Raw genomic sequence first — 16,156 nt, forward strand, 5'->3', positions numbered from 1 at the left:
GCGTGCCCGCATCACGTGGTGTTGGCGTGCCGGGACCGGAAGCCGCGCAGCCGCAGGCTGTTGGACACGACGAACACCGACGACAGGGCCATGGCGGCGCCGGCGAGCATCGGGTTGAGCAGGCCGGCGGCGGCGAGGGGCAGGGCGGCGACGTTGTAGGCGAACGCCCAGAACAGGTTGCTCTTGATGGTCCGCAGGGTCCGCCGGGACAGCCGGATCGCGTCGACGGCGGCGAGGAGGTCGCCGCGGACGAGGGTGAGGTCGGAGGCCTCGATGGCGACGTCCGTGCCGGTGCCCATGGCGAGGCCGAGGTCGGCCTGGGCGAGCGCGGCCGCGTCGTTGACCCCGTCGCCGACCATCGCCACGACCTTCCCGCCGGCCTGCAGGCGGGCGACGGCGTCGACCTTGCCGGCGGGCAGCACGTCGGCGACGACCTCGGTGATGCCGACCTGATCGGCGATGGTGCGGGCGACGGTGGCGTTGTCGCCGGTCAGCAGGATCGGCGTGAGGCCGAGCCGGCGCAGTTCGGTGATCGCCTGGCGGCTGGTCGGCTTGACCGTGTCGGCGACGGTCAGCACGCCCCGGGCCTGTCCGTCCCAGCCGGCGAGGATCGCGGTCTGCCCGGCGTGCTCGGCGGCGGCCTGGGCGGCGCGCAGCTCGTCGGGGATGGTCAGTCCGTCGTCGAGCAGCAGCCGGGCCCGTCCGGCGACGACCAGCCGCCCGTCGACGGTGCCCCGCACGCCCAGCCCTTCGGCGTTGGCGAATCCGGACACCGCGGGGAGGGCGCCGAACCGTTCGGTGGCCGCGGCGGCGATCGCGCGGGCGATCGGGTGTTCGGAGGCGGCCTCGAGGGCACCGGCGAGGCGGAGCACCTCGTCGTCGACCGCGGCCGCGTCGACGAGCGCCATCCGGCCGGTGGTCACGGTGCCGGTCTTGTCCAGCACGACGGTGTCGATCCGCTTGGTGGATTCGAGGGCCTCGGGGCCCTTGATGAGGATGCCGAGCTGGGCGCCGCGGCCGGTGCCGACGAGCAGCGCGGTCGGCGTGGCGAGGCCGAGGGCGCAGGGGCAGGCGATGATGAGCACGGCGACGGCCGCGGTGAACGCGGCGGTGAGGCCGGAGCCGGTGCCGATCCAGTAGCCGAGGGTGCCGACGGCGAGCGCGATGACGATCGGGACGAACACGCCGGAGATGCGGTCGGCGAGGCGCTGGACGGCGGCCTTGCCGGTCTGGGCCTGTTCGACCAGCTTGGCCATCTGGGCGAGCTGGGTGTCGGCGCCGACGCGGGTGGCCCGCACGACGAGGCGCCCGCCGGCGTTGACGGTGGCGCCGGTGACGGCGCTGCCGGGCCCGACCTCGACCGGGACGGACTCGCCGGTGAGCATGGCCTCGTCGACGGCGGAGGTGCCCTCGTCGACGACGCCGTCGGTGGCGATCTTCTCCCCGGGCCGGACGACGAACCGGTCCCCCACCGCCAGCTGATCGACCGGGATGCGGTGCTCGGTGCCGTCGCGCAGGACGGCGACGTCCTTGGCGCCGAGCTCGAGCAGGGCGCGCAGGGCGGCGCCCGCCCGGCGTTTGGCCCGGGCCTCGAAGTAGCGGCCGGCGAGGATGAACAGCGTGACGCCGGCGGCGGCCTCGAGGTAGATGTTGCCGGCGCCGTCGGTACGTTCGATGGTGAGCTCGAACGGGTGCGTCATGCCGGGGGTGCCGGCGGTGCCGAGGAACAGCGCCCACAGCGACCACCCGAACGCCGCCAGGGTGCCCAGCGACACGAGCGTGTCCATGGTGGCGGCGCCGTGACGCAGGTTGGTCCAGGCGGCCTTGTGGAACGGCAGGCCGCCGTACACGACGACCGGCGCGGCGAGGGTCAGCGACGCCCACTGCCAGAAGTCGAACTGCCACGCCGGGACCATGGCGAGCAGGATCACCGGCACCGTCAGTACCAGCGAAACCCACAGCCGGGTCCGCAGCGGTCGCAGCTCGTCGACGGGCTCGGCGGTTGCCTGTGGTGGCGTGGGCAGGGCCGCGGTGTAGCCGGTCTGCTCGACGGTGGTGATGAGGTCGGCGGCGGTGACGTCGCCGGTGACGGTGACGTCGGCCTTCTCGGTGGCGTAGTTGACGGTGGCGGTCACGCCGTCCATGCGGTTGAGCTTCTTCTCGATCCGCGCGGCGCAGGAGGCGCAGGTCATGCCGCCGATGGCCAGTTCGAAGCGCTGTGGTGCCGCGATCAGCGGCCGGGTGAGTGCCATGACATGTCCTCAGCTGTGCGTGTGACCGGGCTCGCCGTGCTCTGACGGGGCCGGATTCGATGGTGCCGTGGCGCCGGCGATGGCGGTGAATTCCGCGGTACGGACGCTGCCGCCGTGCTGGAAGTCCAGGAACAGCCGGTAGGTCCCGTCCGACGGCACCTCGGCGTAGAACGTGATCCGCGGACCGGCGGCGGTGCGGCCGTCGCCCGGCGTGCCGTCGGGGTGGACGTGCAGGTAGGCGAGGTCGCCGTCGCGCAGCGCGACGAGGTGGCCGTACGCGCCGAGGTAGGGCTGCAGGTCGGTGACGGCGACGCCGTCGCGGGTGACGGTGAGGGTCAGCTTCGACGAGGTGCCGGGGACCAGGTCGCCGTCGACGGTGACGGTGTAGCCGTCGACGGTCGTAGTGCGCCCTGGCGCCGGGAGGGCCCGGGGCTGGTAGTCGCCGGGGGCGGGGACGTCGACGCCCAGGGTGAGGCCGCGCGGATGCCCGGCGGGCTGGAAGTCGGCGAAGACCCGGTACTGGCCGGGAGCGCCGGCGGTGAGGGGGACGCTCCAGGTGCCGTCGGCGTCGCGCTGCGGGTGCACGTGCTGGAACCCGGCCAGGTCGCGGCGCACGACGATGAGGTGCAGGTCCTTGTCGTGGCTTCTGGTGTACGCGGTGACGGGTTCGCCGCCGGGGCCGGTGATCCGGAACCTGAATGGGGCTGGCCCGGTCGTGCTCAGCGTGGTGCTGAGCGGTTCGATGCGGTAGCCGTCCTGGGTGACCTGCAGCCCGGCGGGCAGTGCCGCCGCGGTCCCGGTCTGGTGCTGGTCGTGGCCGCCGGTCGGCTGGTGGCCGGCGTCGGCGGCGGCGTGGTCGGTGCCGGTGTGGGCGGCCGGGGCCGCGGCGGGACCGGCGACGTGGCCGATCCCTACCGCGGCGGCGAACACGGCCGCCAGGCCGAGCGCGTAGGCGCCGAGCTTGAGCGGTGTGCGCATGACTACCTCGCCACCTCGTTCGTGTTCATTGCGGTGCTCCTCATCGCTCGATGATTCCACTCTACCCCTACCCCCTAGGGGTATCAACAAGACGGTCTTGTCCCGGTGCGGATGTGACAGATCAGACCCGGACGGGCTCGGTCGCGGCCGCGGGCGCCGGGCGCAGTGCGATCGCGGCGATCACGGCGCCGGCCAGGGCGATCACCGCGGCGCCGGTGAACGCGGCGGAGTAGCCGTCGGTGAGCGCGGGCAGGTCGCCGAGCCGGTCGGCACCCGACGCGGCGGCGACGGCGGTCATCGCGGCCAGGCCGAGCGCGGAGCCGACCTGGTAGCTGGTGTTGACGATGCCGGCCGCCAGCCCGCCCTCCTCGGGCCTGGCCGCACCGATCGCGGTGCCCAGCGACGGGATGAACGCGAGGGACATGCCCAGCGCCGCGACGAGCGAGGCGGGCAGCACGTCGGCGACGAAGCTGCCGGTCGGGCGGACGAACGCCAGCCAGCCGAGGCCCGCGGCGAGCACGGTCAGGCCGGCGACGACCATCGCCCGGGGACCGAACCGGCCGATCGCCCGCGGGGCGAGGAAGATCATGCCGAGCATGATGAGGGCGGTCATCGGCAGCAGCGCGGCGCCGCTGGGGAAGGCGCTGTAGCCGAGGACCTGCTGCAGGTACAGGTTGAGGTAGAACCACATCGGGATCCATGCCGCACCGAGCAGCAGCTGCGCGACGTTGGCCGCGGCGAGGTTCGGCGCCCGGAAGATGGACAGCCGCATCAACGGCTCGCGGCGGGCCGCCTGGATCGCCACGAACGCGCCGAGCGCGAGCGCCGCGGCGCCGAGCACGAGCCACGTCTGCACGGACGACCAGCCGACCTCGGGGGCACGGACGATCGCGTACACCGCGGCGGCCAGGCCCACGGTGACGGTGAGCGCGCCGAGCAGGTCGAGCGAGCCGCGGCGGGCGCCACCGGCCGGCATCACCGCCGGGATGGCGGCGAGGACGAGCACGGCGATCGGGACGTTGATGTAGAACACCCAGGGCCAGCTGACGTACTCGGTGATGACCCCGCCGAGGAACACCCCGGCCGTTCCACCGGCCGGCGCGGCCGCCCCGTACAGCGCCAGGGCCTTGGTGAGCTCCTTCGGCTCGGCGCCGAAGAGCATCATCAGCAACGTCAGCGCCGACGGGGCGATGAGCGCGGCGCCGGCACCCTGCACGGCGCGGGCTGCCAACTCGACCGCGACGCCGTCGGCGAGCCCGGCGGCGAGCGATCCGGCCAGCAGGACCGCCCAGCCTGCGGCGAACACCCGCCGGGCGCCCAACAGATCCGACAGCCGGCCACCGAGCAGCAACAGTCCGCCGAACGCGACGACGTACGCATTGAAGACCCAGGACAGGTTGCCCGGGGTGAATCCGAGGTCGTCCCGCATGCGGGGCAGGGCGACACCGATGATCGAGGTATCCATGATGACCATGAACTGAGCCAGGGCGATGAGCCCAAGGGCCCACCACCGCCGCGACACGCTTGCCATCTCCACCACTCCTTTGTACCCCCAGGGGGTATCCGTGTGGAGCCATCTTTACCCCCAGGGGGTATACCCGTCAACCCCGACTTCGCCACAGCGGCACACCTTCCCTCGCATACCTCTGGGGGGTACGGTCCCTTGGATGTAGCCGCCCACGGCGCTGGCGCTGGCGATCTGGATGTTCGTCACGAGCCGCATCACCGCACTGATCCCAGCCTCGGCCCGCCCGGGTGTCGGCCGCCTGTTCGGCTGGCGCTTTGCCGAGGACTGCCGGCCGAAGCTCGGGACGAGGTCCGCACCAGGTCCGCCAACGCCGCCACCATCCGCAGCGTCATCGACGAGTACGGGCAGGGCGGCGCCTCGGCGCGGCAGGACGCAGCCCTCACCGACCTCGGCGAGAGGCCGCTGACCGTCCTGACCGCCGCTACCGGACACGACGCCGCCGAGTCGGCCGCGCAGAACCATCTCGCGACGCTGTCCACCGACAGCACCCACCGCATCGTCCCCGGCTCCACCGACGGCTCGCTCGTCGCAGACGAGAACGACGCGAACGCCACCGCCAGGCGATCCTCGACGTCACCGCCGCGGTCCCTGCGGTGACCGCCTGATCGGCGGACACGGAGGTGTTCATGCCTCGAACGGTGCCGAGGCGGCGTTGGACGGTTGTTGCGCCGCAGGTCAGCGCCGCCGCGGCCTGGACGATACCCCCGGGGGGTTCTTACACTGGGTGGCATGACGACACCGACGCGTGGCTACACCGCGACCAAGGATCAGCTGCAGGGCCGCCTCAAACGCATCGAGGGGCAGGTGCGCGGGATCGAGAAGATGGTCGACGAGGACCGCTACTGCATCGACGTGCTCACCCAGATCGGGGCCATCCAGGCCGCCCTCGACAAGGTCGCGCTCGGCCTGCTCGACGACCATGCCCGGCACTGCATGCAGCACGGCGCCGAGCAGGGTAAGGGCGAGGAGATGGCGACCGAGATGATGGCCGCCGTCGGCCGCCTGCTGCGCCGCGGCTGAAGGCCCCGCTATGAAGCCGCTGCGGCGCGGCGCAGGCCGAAGATGGTGATGCCGCGCGGCTTGTACACCGACAGCACCGTCGCGGCGATCAGCAGCAGCAGACCGGCTCCGGCGTGGACGAGCGGTGACGGGCTGCGCAGCTGCGCCAGGGACACCGCGGGGTCGCCGGCACGGTCGGCGAGCAGCCCGAGGGTCTGGGTGTAGAGCAGCAGCACGCCCGTGGCGACCACGTTGATCGCGAGCTTGAACAGCACCCAGTAATGCCGCACGAGACCCCACACGGTGCCGAGGGACTGCACCAGCCCGGTCAGCAAGGACGCCACGCTGATCGGCACGAGCACCGTGCGGCCCAGCACGTCCATTGCCAGGTACGCGGCGCGGACCACCTGCACGTCGCGCGAGGTCAGCGCGGCGACAGCCAGGGCGAGGGACGCCGCGACCGCGCCGAGCCAACCCACCGACGCGGTGACGTGCACGGTGAGCATCGCCCTGCGGAGCGACGGCGCCATCCTCACCGAAGCCACCCGGCGCCGCCGTGCCGGGCCACCGCAGCCGATGCGGCGTGCCCGCCCATGTGCCGCCCCGGCCCGTGCCCGCTGAGCAGCGCTACGACCAGCAGCACCACCAGCAGGATCCCAACGGCGCCGACGATCTTCACCCACCGCGGCATCCGCGCCGCGCCATCTTCGTCCGGCATGACTCCCCCAGGTTTTTCAATACATGCTGTCTACGACAGCCACATAGTGTCACGTGAGTGGCGCGACGTACAGTGGGGGCGTGCCGAAGCTGTGGAACGACACGATCACCGAGCACCGCCATGCCGTCCGCGACGCGGTCCTGGACGCCGCGGCGGCGCTCGTGCACGAGCACGGGCTGACCGGGGTGACGATGTCGCAGCTCGCCGCCGCCGCGGGGATCGGCAGGGCCACGCTGTACAAGTACTTCCCCGACGTGCAGTCGGTGCTGCTCGCCTGGCACGAACGGCAGGTCACCGGGCACGTCCAGCAGCTCGCCGCCGTCCGTGACGCGGGCGGGGAGCCGCTCGAGAAGCTGGCCGCGGTGTTGCGCACGTATGCGCTGATCGGCCACCGCCATCACGGGACCGACCTCGCCGCCGGGCTGCACCGCGGCCCGCACCTGGCCGAGGCGGAGCAGCACCTGCACGCGCTGATCCGCGACCTGATCATCGACAGCGCCCGCACCGGCGCCGCCCGCACCGACGTGGACGCCGCCGAACTGGCCCAGTTCTGCCGGCACGCGCTCGGCGCCGCGGCGGCCCTGCCGTCCGAGGCGGCGGTCGAGCGGCTCGTCAGGGTCACGATCGCCGCGCTGCGCCCCGAGCAGACCGCCGCGGCAGAAGACTGAACCACGGGTGCGGCACCGCCGCATGCCGGCGCCGCACCCGCCGAGCGGCTACAGCTTGGCCAGCATGCCCTGCATCTCGGTGATCTCCGCGGTCTGGTCCGCGGCGATCTTCCCGGCGAGCTGCTTGGCCGCCGGGTCCTGACCCTGGGCCTGTTCGGTCTTGGCCATCTCCACCGCACCCTGATGGTGCTTGATCATCATCTGCAGGAACATGGTGTCGAAGTCCTTGCCTGCGGCCTTGGACATGTCCTGCATCTCCTGGTCGGTCATCATGCCGGGCATGTGCCCCATGTCGCCCATGTCGCCGTGGCTCATGCCGCCGGGGCTGGGGACCGGCTCACCCCAGGCGGTCAGCCATCCGGACATGGTGGCGATCTCCGGCTCCTGCGCCTTGGCGATCCTGTCGGCCAGGGCCTTCACCTCCGGCGTGGTGGCCTTCGACTGGGCGATCTTCGCCATGTCCAGGGCCTGGCGGTGGTGCGGGATCATGTCGGTGGCGAACTTGACGTCGGTGGCGTTGAACGTGGCACCCGACTTCGGCGCCGCGACGGACGTGGGGGCGCCGGTGCCCATGGTGCCGTGGTCCATCCCGCCGTTGCCGCAACCGCCGGCGAGCAGGGCGAGGCTGAGCGCGCCGGTGGCGATTGCGGCCCGGCGAAGGTTGATCGTGCGCATGGTGAGTCCAGCTCCTGAGGATTCGAAACGGTGACGCGGACGCGTCAGGACGTCGCCGCGGGCAGGGTGCCGGCGGCATCAACGACTCCTGAGTCGGCCTACGTACGCCAGATCGACAGCACGCTGCGCGCCGGCGGTCCGCAACCGCTGCCGCCGGCCGCCTCGGCCGCGACGGTGACGGCCAGCGTCCGGACCACGGTGGCGGGCGGCACCGCTTGTGACACGGTGAAGGTGGGGGCCGGGGCGCCGATGGCGGGCGGCATGGCCGACTGGCACATCGCCTCGGCGTGACCGCCTCCGTGCGGATCGCCGGGACAGGAGTCGTGGTGCCCGTCCGGAGCGCACTGCGGCATCGCCAGGACGACCGTCGCCACGCCCGCGTGCACGGCCGGCGGGAGCGGGGCGGCGGCCAGGGTGTGCATCCACGCGACACCCAGCACGAGCAGCACCGCGGCCAGCAGCCAGGCGTGCGACCGCACACCGGCAGACTGAATGCGGCGGCTTCGCACCACTCCCCGATCACCTCCTATGCGACATCGTAGACCGCGGACCCAGGCCACTCTCGCCTGCCGCGCATACCCCATGGGGGTGCGTCGAGCGGGACGTAAGGAGCCGGCGATGACACAGCCGCACGGCGCCGGGCACGACAAGCATGCGGGGCACGACCCTGAGATGTTCCGGCGCAAGTTCTGGCTCAGCCTCGCGCTGACCATCCCGATCGTCGCGACCAGCCACATGGTGATGGGCTGGCTCGGCTACCGGCTCGACTTCCCCGGCATGGCTCTCGTCGGGCCGGTGCTCGGCACGGTGGTGTTCCTCTACGGCGGCCGGCCGTTCCTCGCCGGCGCGGTCGCCGAGGTCCGCGACCGCGCCCCGGGCATGATGCTGCTCATCTCGATGGCGATCACCGTCGCCTACACCGCCTCCCTCGCGACCAGCCTCGGCTGGTTCGACCTGGAGTTCTGGTGGGAGCTGGCCGCGCTGGTCACCATCATGCTGCTCGGGCACTGGCAGGAGATGAAGGCGATCGGCCAGGCCAGCGGCGCCCTCGCGGCCCTCGCCGCGCTGCTGCCCGACGACGCCGAGGTGCTCGACACCGACGGCCGACCGCGGCCCGTGCGGGTCAGCGACCTACGCGTCGGGGACACGGTGCTGGTCCGCTCCGGCGGCCGGGTGCCCGCCGACGGCCGCATCATCGACGGCCGCGCCGAGCTCGACGAGTCGATGGTGACCGGCGAGTCCCGGCCGGTCCCACGCACGGTCGGCGACCGGGTCGTGGCCGGCACCGTCGCCACCGACTCCGCACTGCGGGTCGAGGTCGACGCGGTCGGCGACGACACCGCCCTCGCCGGCATCCAGCGCCTCGTCGGACAGGCCCAGCGGTCCCGCGGCCGGGCACAGGTCCTCGCCGACCGGTTCGCCGCCTGGCTGTTCTACGTCGCCGCCGGCGCCGGGCTGGTCACCTTCGCCGCCTGGTGGGCGGTCGGCGACCTGGACGGGTCGGTGGTGCGGACCGTCACGGTGCTGGTCATCGCCTGCCCGCACGCGCTCGGCCTGGCCATCCCGCTGGTGATCGCGCTGTCCACCGCGGTGGCCGCCCGCGCCGGGATCCTGGTCAAGGACCGCCTCGCGCTGGAGCGGATGCGCACCGTCGACGCGGTCCTGTTCGACAAGACCGGCACCCTGACCAAGGGCGCGCACACCGTCACCGGCGTCACCGCGGCCGCCGGGCACACCGATCAGCAGGTGCTGCGCACCGCCGCCGCCGTGGAGGCCGACAGCGAACACCCCCTGGCCCGCGCGATCGTCGCCGCCGCACACCGCGACGACGCCACGCAGCTGCGCGCCGACGGGTTCCAGTCACTGACCGGGCGCGGCGTGCAGGCCACCGTCGGCGGGGTCCGCTATGCCGTCGGCGGCCCGGCCCTGCTGCGGGAGCTGCACATCACGCCGCCCGACGACGTCGCCGCCGCGGCCGCCGAGTGGGCCGCACGCGGCGCGGCCGTGCTGCACCTCGTCCGCCTCGACGACGACGCCGCGCACGCTGTGGGCGCGCTCGCCCTCGAGGATGAGGTCCGCCCCGAGGCGAAGGAGGCGATCAGACAGCTACGGCAGCTGGGCGTCGGCAAGATCGTCATGATCACCGGGGACGCCCGGCAGGTCGCCGACGCCGTCGCCGCCGACCTCGGGCTGAGGCCGGGCGTCGACGAGGTGTACGCCGAGGTCCTCCCGGCCGACAAGGACCGCACCGTCGCCGACCTGCAGCGGCGCGGGCTGCGGGTGGCGATGGTCGGCGACGGCGTCAACGACGCCCCGGCCCTGGCCCGCGCCGATGTCGGCATCGCCATCGGCGCCGGCACCGACGTCGCCATCGAGTCGGCCGGCGTCGTGCTTGCCTCGTCCGACCCGCGTGGCGTCACCGGCGTCATCCGGCTGTCCACGGCCAGCTACCGCAAGATGGTCCAGAACCTGGCCTGGGCCGCCGGATACAACATCGTCGCGATCCCGCTCGCCGCCGGCGTCCTCGCCTGGGCCGGGATCACCCTCAGCCCGGCCGTCGGGGCCGTGCTGATGTCCGCGTCGACGATCGTCGTCGCACTCAACGCGCAGCTCCTGCGCGGGGTCCAGCTCACCCCGAGCCGGTGAACGGGCGGGATCTGTCAGCCGGGGCGGCGGGCGCCCATGTACGGCATGGTGTCGATGCGGGACATCCGGACCGGCACCCCCGCACGGGACGCGTGCACCATCAGGTTGTTGCCGACGTACATGCCGACGTGGTGCAGGTCGCTGTAGAAGAAGACCAGATCGCCGGGTCTCAGGTCGGCCTTGCTGACCGCGCTGCCCTGCTTCCACTGCGCGCCCGTGTAGTGCGTGAGCGACACGCCCGCGGCCTTCCAGGCGTACTGGGTGAGGCCGGAGCAGTCGAAGGTGCTGGGTCCGACGGTGCCGAACACGTACGGCTTGCCGATCTGCGCGCAGGCGGTCTTGACCGCGGTGCCCGCCGCGCCGCCGATGTACACGGCCGGGCACTGGCCGATGTACAGCTCGCTCTTGGGCACGTCGGTCGCGCCGAGCTGCCGGCGCAGCGCCTGCAGCCGGTCGACCTCCGCCTGGATCGACTTCTTTCGGGCGGCCAGCTCGGTCTCCTGCGCCTGCTGCTGCGCGACGAGGGCGTCGATCTTCGCCTTGTCCGCGGCGTATCCGTCGCGGAGCTGCGCGACGGACGCGATCTGGTCGGCGCTGTTCTTCGCGAGGCGGTTCAACGTCGCGAGCTGCTCGGCGAACGTCTGCGGCGAGTCGGTCGACAGCAGCACGCTGAGCACCGACGCGCTGCCGTACTTGTACTGCCGCGCGGCCATCACCCCGACCTCGTGCATGGCGGCGTCGACCTGCTGCTGCAGGGGCGTGAGCGTGGCGGTGAGCGTCTTGGCCTTGGCCTGGTTCGCCGCGAGCTGGCTGTGCAGGTCGTTGTACTGCTCGATGACCGGCTCCAGCTTCTCCCACGCCTCGTCCAGCTGCCGCTCGATCTCCGGCAGCGACGGCTCGGCGTGCGCCGAGACGGACGGCACCAGCCCGGCGAGGGCGACCGCGGCCAGGACCAGCGTTCTGCGAACGATCGAGAACGTGCGGTTACGGTCCACCGAGGCGACGCCCTTCCTCCGGCCACCGCCCCAGGGCCTCGAGGGAGACCTGCCGCCGAGACGGGCCGTGGCCCACCGTAGAGAGGTCCCCGACCGCAAATCAACCCATCGGCCGACTTCCTTCGCTGTGCAGCCGGATCGTCACATGGCGTGTATTCCTATTGGTGATCGGACATGTGGCACACCCAGCTGAAAGCGCATCGGCGGGCACTCCGGCCGCCAGCGTGCGCCGTTTCGCCTTGCCCCGCCTGTACATGCGACCTCCTATGACGAATAGGAGTCGATGAGACGGTGCGGGCCTCGCTGCCCCAGGCGCCGCTCGCGTCAGGCGATTGACATCAACAGGAAGCTTTGTTTACAGTTGCTCGCCGTTCCCTCTAGAGAGGATCGTCGATGCGCAGGTTTCTCGTTCGGGCAGCCGCGCTCGGCGTGCTGCTGGCAGGGCTCACCGGGGTCTCCGGCGCAACCGCCGCGACCGGGCCCGTCCCGCTCGCACCTGCTGACCTGACCGGGTCGGTCGCCAACACCGGGATCTCGTTGTCGTGGCGGCAGCCGGCGGGCGGTCCCGCGGTCGCGTCGTTCCGGGTGTACGAGGGCGGGGTGGTCGTGCGGCGCACCGCGACGACGTCGGCGCCCATGCAGTACATCGGCGTCAACACCACCCACACCTACACCGTGACCGCGGTCTCGGCGACCGGCGTGGAGTCGGCCCAGTCGGCGCCGTTCACGGGGACCACGTGGACGCCCGGCATGGCGCCGCAGTGCAACGAGCCCGCGCCAACCACCGTCTTCGACGTGACCTCCTCCGGCCTGTCGGCGCGCTGGACCGTGGGCCGGTCGTCGCCGCTGCTCGCTCTGAGCGTCAACGGCCGCGACTACGGCGTCGTGTCCGGCACCAGCCTGCGGGTCGGGGGCCTCACCCCGGACACCTCGTACGCGGTCGCGCTGCGGCGGGTCGGCTGCGGCGCACAGGAACCCACGGTGGGGTACGCGACCACCCGCACCCTGCCGGGCACGACGAACACCACGGCGGCCCCGCGCGACCTGGTCGTCACCGGCCGCACCGACCGCTCCATCGGGCTGGCCTGGTCGGGGCCGACGGACGGGTCCTACGTCCACCAGTACGCGGTCTACGACGGCGCCTACCGGGTGGCCACGAGCTGGACCCGGTCGGTGACGGTCACCGGGCTGTTCCACGGCACCGGGCACCGCTTCACGGTGGCGGCGCTGAACGTGGCCGGCAGCGAGTCCGAGCACAGCACCGTGCTGTCGCCGTCGACCGAGCCCTGCCCGGCGCAGCCGCCGGCCCCGGCGCGGGTGACCGCTTCCGCCGTCACCGCGTCCACCGTCCGCCTCGACTGGACCCTCGAGTCGACCGCCACCTCGTACACCGTGCTGGACGGCAACGCCGTCGTCGCCACCGTCATCGAGCCGGCCGCGGTGCTCACCGGCCTGGCGTCCGCCTCGGCGCACCAGCTGCGCGTGGTGGGCCTGCTGGCCGGCTGCCCCGACACGCCCGCCTCGGCGCCGGTCACGGTGACCACGCTGCCGGGGGCGGCCGACCGGCCGTCGGCCCCGGCCGGCTTCCAGGCGGGCCGGGCGACGATCGCCGACGGGTACTACGCCGACATCCCGCTGTCCTGGTCGACCTCGGCCGGCCTGACCTACCGCCTCTACGACGGCGCGACGGTGGTCGGCACCTACCCGGCCGGCGCGGTGACCCTGCGCACGCGGGGCGCCGAACGCCACCTGTACCGGCTGACCGCGGTCAACGCCAACGGCGACGAGTCGGCGCCGTCCGGCCCGGTCGAGGTCATCACCCCGTTCCTGGTCGCGCCGTAACCGACGGCCGCCCGGCAGGCCAGGGTGGTGGGCCCCCCGTTTCCGGCCCACCATCCTGGTCTGCGTCGTGTCGAAGCACCGGTGTCCGGGATGTCTCCCAGGATCGCCGGGCGCAGCGGCGGCCGCGAGGTCGGCGGGCGGAAGTTGACCGGCAACTTCCGCCGCTGAGATCCTGGGCCCCGGCATGGGTCCGGCCCGGTACTGATGCCGTCGGGGCCCGGCATCTACGGGAAGGATCGGATGTTCGGCGCGCAGGTGCGTGCCCATCGCCAGCGGCGGGGCATGACGCAGGAGGAACTGGCCGCCAGGACGGGCGTGAGTGCCCGCAGCATCCGCAATCTCGAGGCCGGCCGGATCGACCACCCACGCGCCAGCACGGTGCGGCTGCTCGCCGACGCGTTCGCGCTGCACGGCGCCGACCGGGACCGGTTCTTCCGGTCCGCGCTGGACGACGCCGGGCAGCAGCCGGCGGACGAGGCCCCGGCACGCGGGCGGCCCGCGCCCGCGCAGCTGCCCGCCGACGTGGCCGGGTTCGTCGGCCGCACCGACCACCTGCGACACCTCACCAAACTGCTCGACAACGCCGACCGGTCGGCGACCGTCGTCATCTCCGCCGTCGCCGGCACCGCCGGAGTCGGCAAGACCGCGTTGGCCGTGCACTGGGCCCACCAGACCCGGGACCGGTTCCCCGACGGCCAGCTGTACGTGAACCTCCGCGGCTACGACCCCGACCGACCCGCAAGCCCCGACGACGTCCTCGCCAGGTTCCTCGACACGCTCGGCGTCACCGGCCCCGACATCCCCGCCGACCTGGACGAACGGTCCGCCCGCTACCGCACCGAGATCGCCGGCCGGCGCATGCTCATCGTCCTGGACAACGCCGCCACCGTCGAACAGGTCCGCCCGCTGCTGCCCGGCACCGGACCGAGCATGGTGCTGGTGACCAGCCGTGACAGCCTCGCCGGACTCGTCGCCGTCCACGGCGCCCAACGCCTCACCCTCGACCTGCTCCCACCCGACGACGCCGTCACCCTCCTCCGCCGCCTGATCGGCCACCGCATCGACGCCGACCCCACCGCCGCCGCCACACTCGCCGCCCAGTGCGCACTGCTGCCACTGGCGCTACGGGTCGCCGCCGAACTCGCCGTCGCCCGCCCCACCACCCCCGTCACGGAACTCGCCGACGAGCTGGCCGACCACCAGCAGCGCCTGGACCTCCTCGACGCCGACGGCGACCCCCGCGCCGCCGTGACCGCCGTGTTCTCCTGGTCGATACGGCACCTTCCGCCCGACGCCGCCCGAACCTTCCGCCTCCTGGGCCTGCACCCCGGCCCCGACTTCGACGCCTACAGCGCCGCCGCGCTCACCGGCACCGGCCTCGTGCCGGCCCGCCACGCCCTGGACCGGCTCACCCGGGCCCACCTCGTGCACCCCACCAGCCCCGGCCGGTACGCCATGCACGACCTCCTCCGCGCCTACGCCACCAGCCTGGCCAACGCGGAGGACCCCGAGACCGGCCGCAGGGCGGCGTCGACCCGTCTCTTCGACTACTACCTGGCCACCGCCACGGCGGCCGCGCATGTCCTGCACCCCGCAGGCGCCCAGGACCAGTCCGGCCCTCCCCCGCCAGTCGCAGCCGCCCCAGACCTCACCGACCCCGAGACCGCCCAACGGTGGCTCGACGCCGAACGGCCCTGCCTCGTGGCCGCCGTCACCCACACCGCGGTCCACGGTCTGCCCACCCACGCGGTGCGACTGTCGATGGCCCTGTACGAACACCTCGAAGGCGGCCACTACATCGACGCGCTGACCATCCACGGGCACGCCCGCGACGCCGCCCGCCAGACCGGCGACCCCGCCGGGCAGGCCCACACGCTGCTCGCCCTCGGCACCACCAACCTCGGCCTCGGCCGGACCGACCCCGCCGGGGAGTACCTCGCGCAGGCGCTGACCCTGTTCCAGCGCGCCGGTGACCGGATCGGCGAGGCCCGGGTCGTGCTGAACCTCGGCCGCGTCGACGACCACCGGGGGCGGCACCAGGTCGCCATCGGCCACCACGAGCGGGCCCTGATCCTGTACCGGCAGCTCGGCGACGCGATCGGCGAAGCCCGCGTCCTGACCAGCCTCGGCAACGTCGAGGAGCACCGGGGGCGGTACGAGGCCGCCACCAACCACCACAGGCAGGCACTGACCCTGTTCCGGCAGGCCGGTCACACCACCGGCGAAGCCATGAGCCTGATGAACCTGGGCGTCGTGGAGGACTTCCGGGGCCTCTACCAGGCCGCCGCCGAGCACCACGGGCAGGCGCTCGCCCTGTTCCGGCAGACCGGCTACCCACGCGGCGAGGCCATGGCCCTGCACAACCTCGGCATCGCCGAGATGCGGCGGGGCCGCTACCAGGCGTCCGCCGAGCACCACGAGCAGGAGCTCGCGCTGTGCCGGCAACTCGCCTGGCCCCGCGGCGAGGCCTGGGCGCTGGACGGCCTGGGCAGTGTCCACACCCGGCTCGGCCGGCCCGACCGGGCCGCCGACCTCCACCAGCAGGCGCTCGCCCTCTTCCAGAAGTCCGGCGAGCGGGACGGCGAGGCCCGGGCGCTCAACGGCCTGGCCGAGGCCGCGATCGCCGCCGGCCGCCCCACCGACGCCCTGCCCCACCTCACCACCGTGCTACGCACCGCCCCCCGCGACCAGCGGGCCCGCGCCCATGCGGGCCTCGGCCACGCCCACCGGGCCCTCGGCGACACCGCCCTCGCCCGGCACCACTACGACCAGGCCCTGACCCTCTACACCGACCTCGGCTCCCCGCACGCCGCCGACGTCCGCGCCGACCTCACAGCGCTCGACGACCGGTAGGC

General features: G+C 73.2%; 14 protein-coding genes. 6 read left to right on the forward strand and 8 right to left on the reverse strand.

Features of this window, described 5'->3' with window-relative positions:
- Positions 1-11 precede the first annotated feature (11 nt).
- The 3 genes from AB0J72_RS11735 to AB0J72_RS11745 all read right to left on the reverse strand — a co-directional run bounded on the left by AB0J72_RS11735 (position 12) and on the right by AB0J72_RS11745 (position 4,761).
- Complete coding sequence (locus AB0J72_RS11735) at positions 12-2,252, reverse strand: heavy metal translocating P-type ATPase (RefSeq protein ID WP_363397703.1); 2,241 nt, start codon at positions 2,250-2,252, stop codon at positions 12-14.
- A 9-nt stretch (positions 2,253-2,261) separates the two neighbouring features.
- On the reverse strand, positions 2,262-3,230 hold the full coding sequence (locus AB0J72_RS11740) for a hypothetical protein (RefSeq protein ID WP_363397705.1): 969 nt from the start codon (positions 3,228-3,230) through the stop codon (positions 2,262-2,264).
- 121 nt (positions 3,231-3,351) lie between these two features.
- Positions 3,352-4,761, reverse strand: a complete 1,410-nt coding sequence (locus tag AB0J72_RS11745; RefSeq protein ID WP_363397707.1) for an MFS transporter — start codon at positions 4,759-4,761, stop codon at positions 3,352-3,354.
- A gap of 132 nt (positions 4,762-4,893) precedes the next feature.
- Between AB0J72_RS11745 and AB0J72_RS11750 the strand changes: the two genes are divergently transcribed.
- Together AB0J72_RS11750 and AB0J72_RS11755 are read left to right on the forward strand one after the other, a co-directional pair.
- Complete coding sequence (locus AB0J72_RS11750; RefSeq protein ID WP_363397709.1) at positions 4,894-5,355, forward strand: hypothetical protein; 462 nt, start codon at positions 4,894-4,896, stop codon at positions 5,353-5,355.
- 132 nt (positions 5,356-5,487) lie between these two features.
- Entirely contained in the window at positions 5,488-5,778 is a 291-nt protein-coding gene (locus tag AB0J72_RS11755; RefSeq protein ID WP_363397711.1) for a metal-sensitive transcriptional regulator, read from the forward strand.
- Between the two features lie 8 nt (positions 5,779-5,786).
- Here AB0J72_RS11755 and AB0J72_RS11760 read toward each other — a convergent pair whose 3' ends face one another.
- Positions 5,787-6,287 carry a DUF2269 domain-containing protein gene (locus tag AB0J72_RS11760; RefSeq protein ID WP_363398070.1) on the reverse strand — a complete coding sequence of 167 codons (501 nt, stop codon included), beginning with the start codon at positions 6,285-6,287 and terminating at the stop codon, positions 5,787-5,789.
- A gap of 2 nt (positions 6,288-6,289) precedes the next feature.
- Positions 6,290-6,475, reverse strand: a complete 186-nt coding sequence (locus AB0J72_RS11765) for a hypothetical protein (RefSeq protein WP_363397713.1) — start codon at positions 6,473-6,475, stop codon at positions 6,290-6,292.
- A gap of 80 nt (positions 6,476-6,555) precedes the next feature.
- Here AB0J72_RS11765 and AB0J72_RS11770 point away from each other — a divergent pair, with 80 nt between their 5' ends.
- Positions 6,556-7,143 carry a TetR/AcrR family transcriptional regulator gene (locus AB0J72_RS11770; protein WP_363397715.1) on the forward strand — a complete coding sequence of 196 codons (588 nt, stop codon included), beginning with the start codon at positions 6,556-6,558 and terminating at the stop codon, positions 7,141-7,143.
- A gap of 48 nt (positions 7,144-7,191) precedes the next feature.
- Here AB0J72_RS11770 and AB0J72_RS11775 read toward each other — a convergent pair whose 3' ends face one another.
- Positions 7,192-7,818, reverse strand: a complete 627-nt coding sequence (locus AB0J72_RS11775; RefSeq protein WP_363397717.1) for a DUF305 domain-containing protein — start codon at positions 7,816-7,818, stop codon at positions 7,192-7,194.
- 98 nt (positions 7,819-7,916) lie between these two features.
- On the reverse strand, positions 7,917-8,297 hold the full coding sequence (locus AB0J72_RS11780) for a hypothetical protein (RefSeq protein ID WP_363397719.1): 381 nt from the start codon (positions 8,295-8,297) through the stop codon (positions 7,917-7,919).
- 139 nt (positions 8,298-8,436) lie between these two features.
- Between AB0J72_RS11780 and AB0J72_RS11785 the strand changes: the two genes are divergently transcribed.
- Positions 8,437-10,464: a heavy metal translocating P-type ATPase gene (locus tag AB0J72_RS11785; RefSeq protein WP_363397721.1), complete on the forward strand. Its 2,028-nt coding sequence runs from the start codon at positions 8,437-8,439 to the stop codon at positions 10,462-10,464.
- Between the two features lie 14 nt (positions 10,465-10,478).
- Here AB0J72_RS11785 and AB0J72_RS11790 read toward each other — a convergent pair whose 3' ends face one another.
- The gene (locus AB0J72_RS11790; protein ID WP_363397723.1) at positions 10,479-11,459 is read right to left on the reverse strand and encodes an NlpC/P60 family protein; all 981 of its coding nucleotides are present in this window, start codon (positions 11,457-11,459) and stop codon (positions 10,479-10,481) included.
- A gap of 393 nt (positions 11,460-11,852) precedes the next feature.
- On the opposite strand from AB0J72_RS11790, the gene AB0J72_RS11795 reads away from it, so the two are divergent.
- Both AB0J72_RS11795 and AB0J72_RS11800 read left to right on the forward strand, forming a co-directional pair.
- Complete coding sequence (locus tag AB0J72_RS11795; RefSeq protein WP_363397725.1) at positions 11,853-13,301, forward strand: fibronectin type III domain-containing protein; 1,449 nt, start codon at positions 11,853-11,855, stop codon at positions 13,299-13,301.
- Positions 13,302-13,541: 240 nt separating this feature from the next.
- Entirely contained in the window at positions 13,542-16,154 is a 2,613-nt protein-coding gene (locus tag AB0J72_RS11800; RefSeq protein ID WP_363397727.1) for a tetratricopeptide repeat protein, read from the forward strand.
- Positions 16,155-16,156: the final 2 nt, after the last annotated feature.

Origin of the sequence: Dactylosporangium sp. NPDC049742, assembly GCF_040674675.1 — a bacterium.
Lineage (GTDB): Bacteria > Actinomycetota > Actinomycetes > Mycobacteriales > Micromonosporaceae > Dactylosporangium > Dactylosporangium maewongense.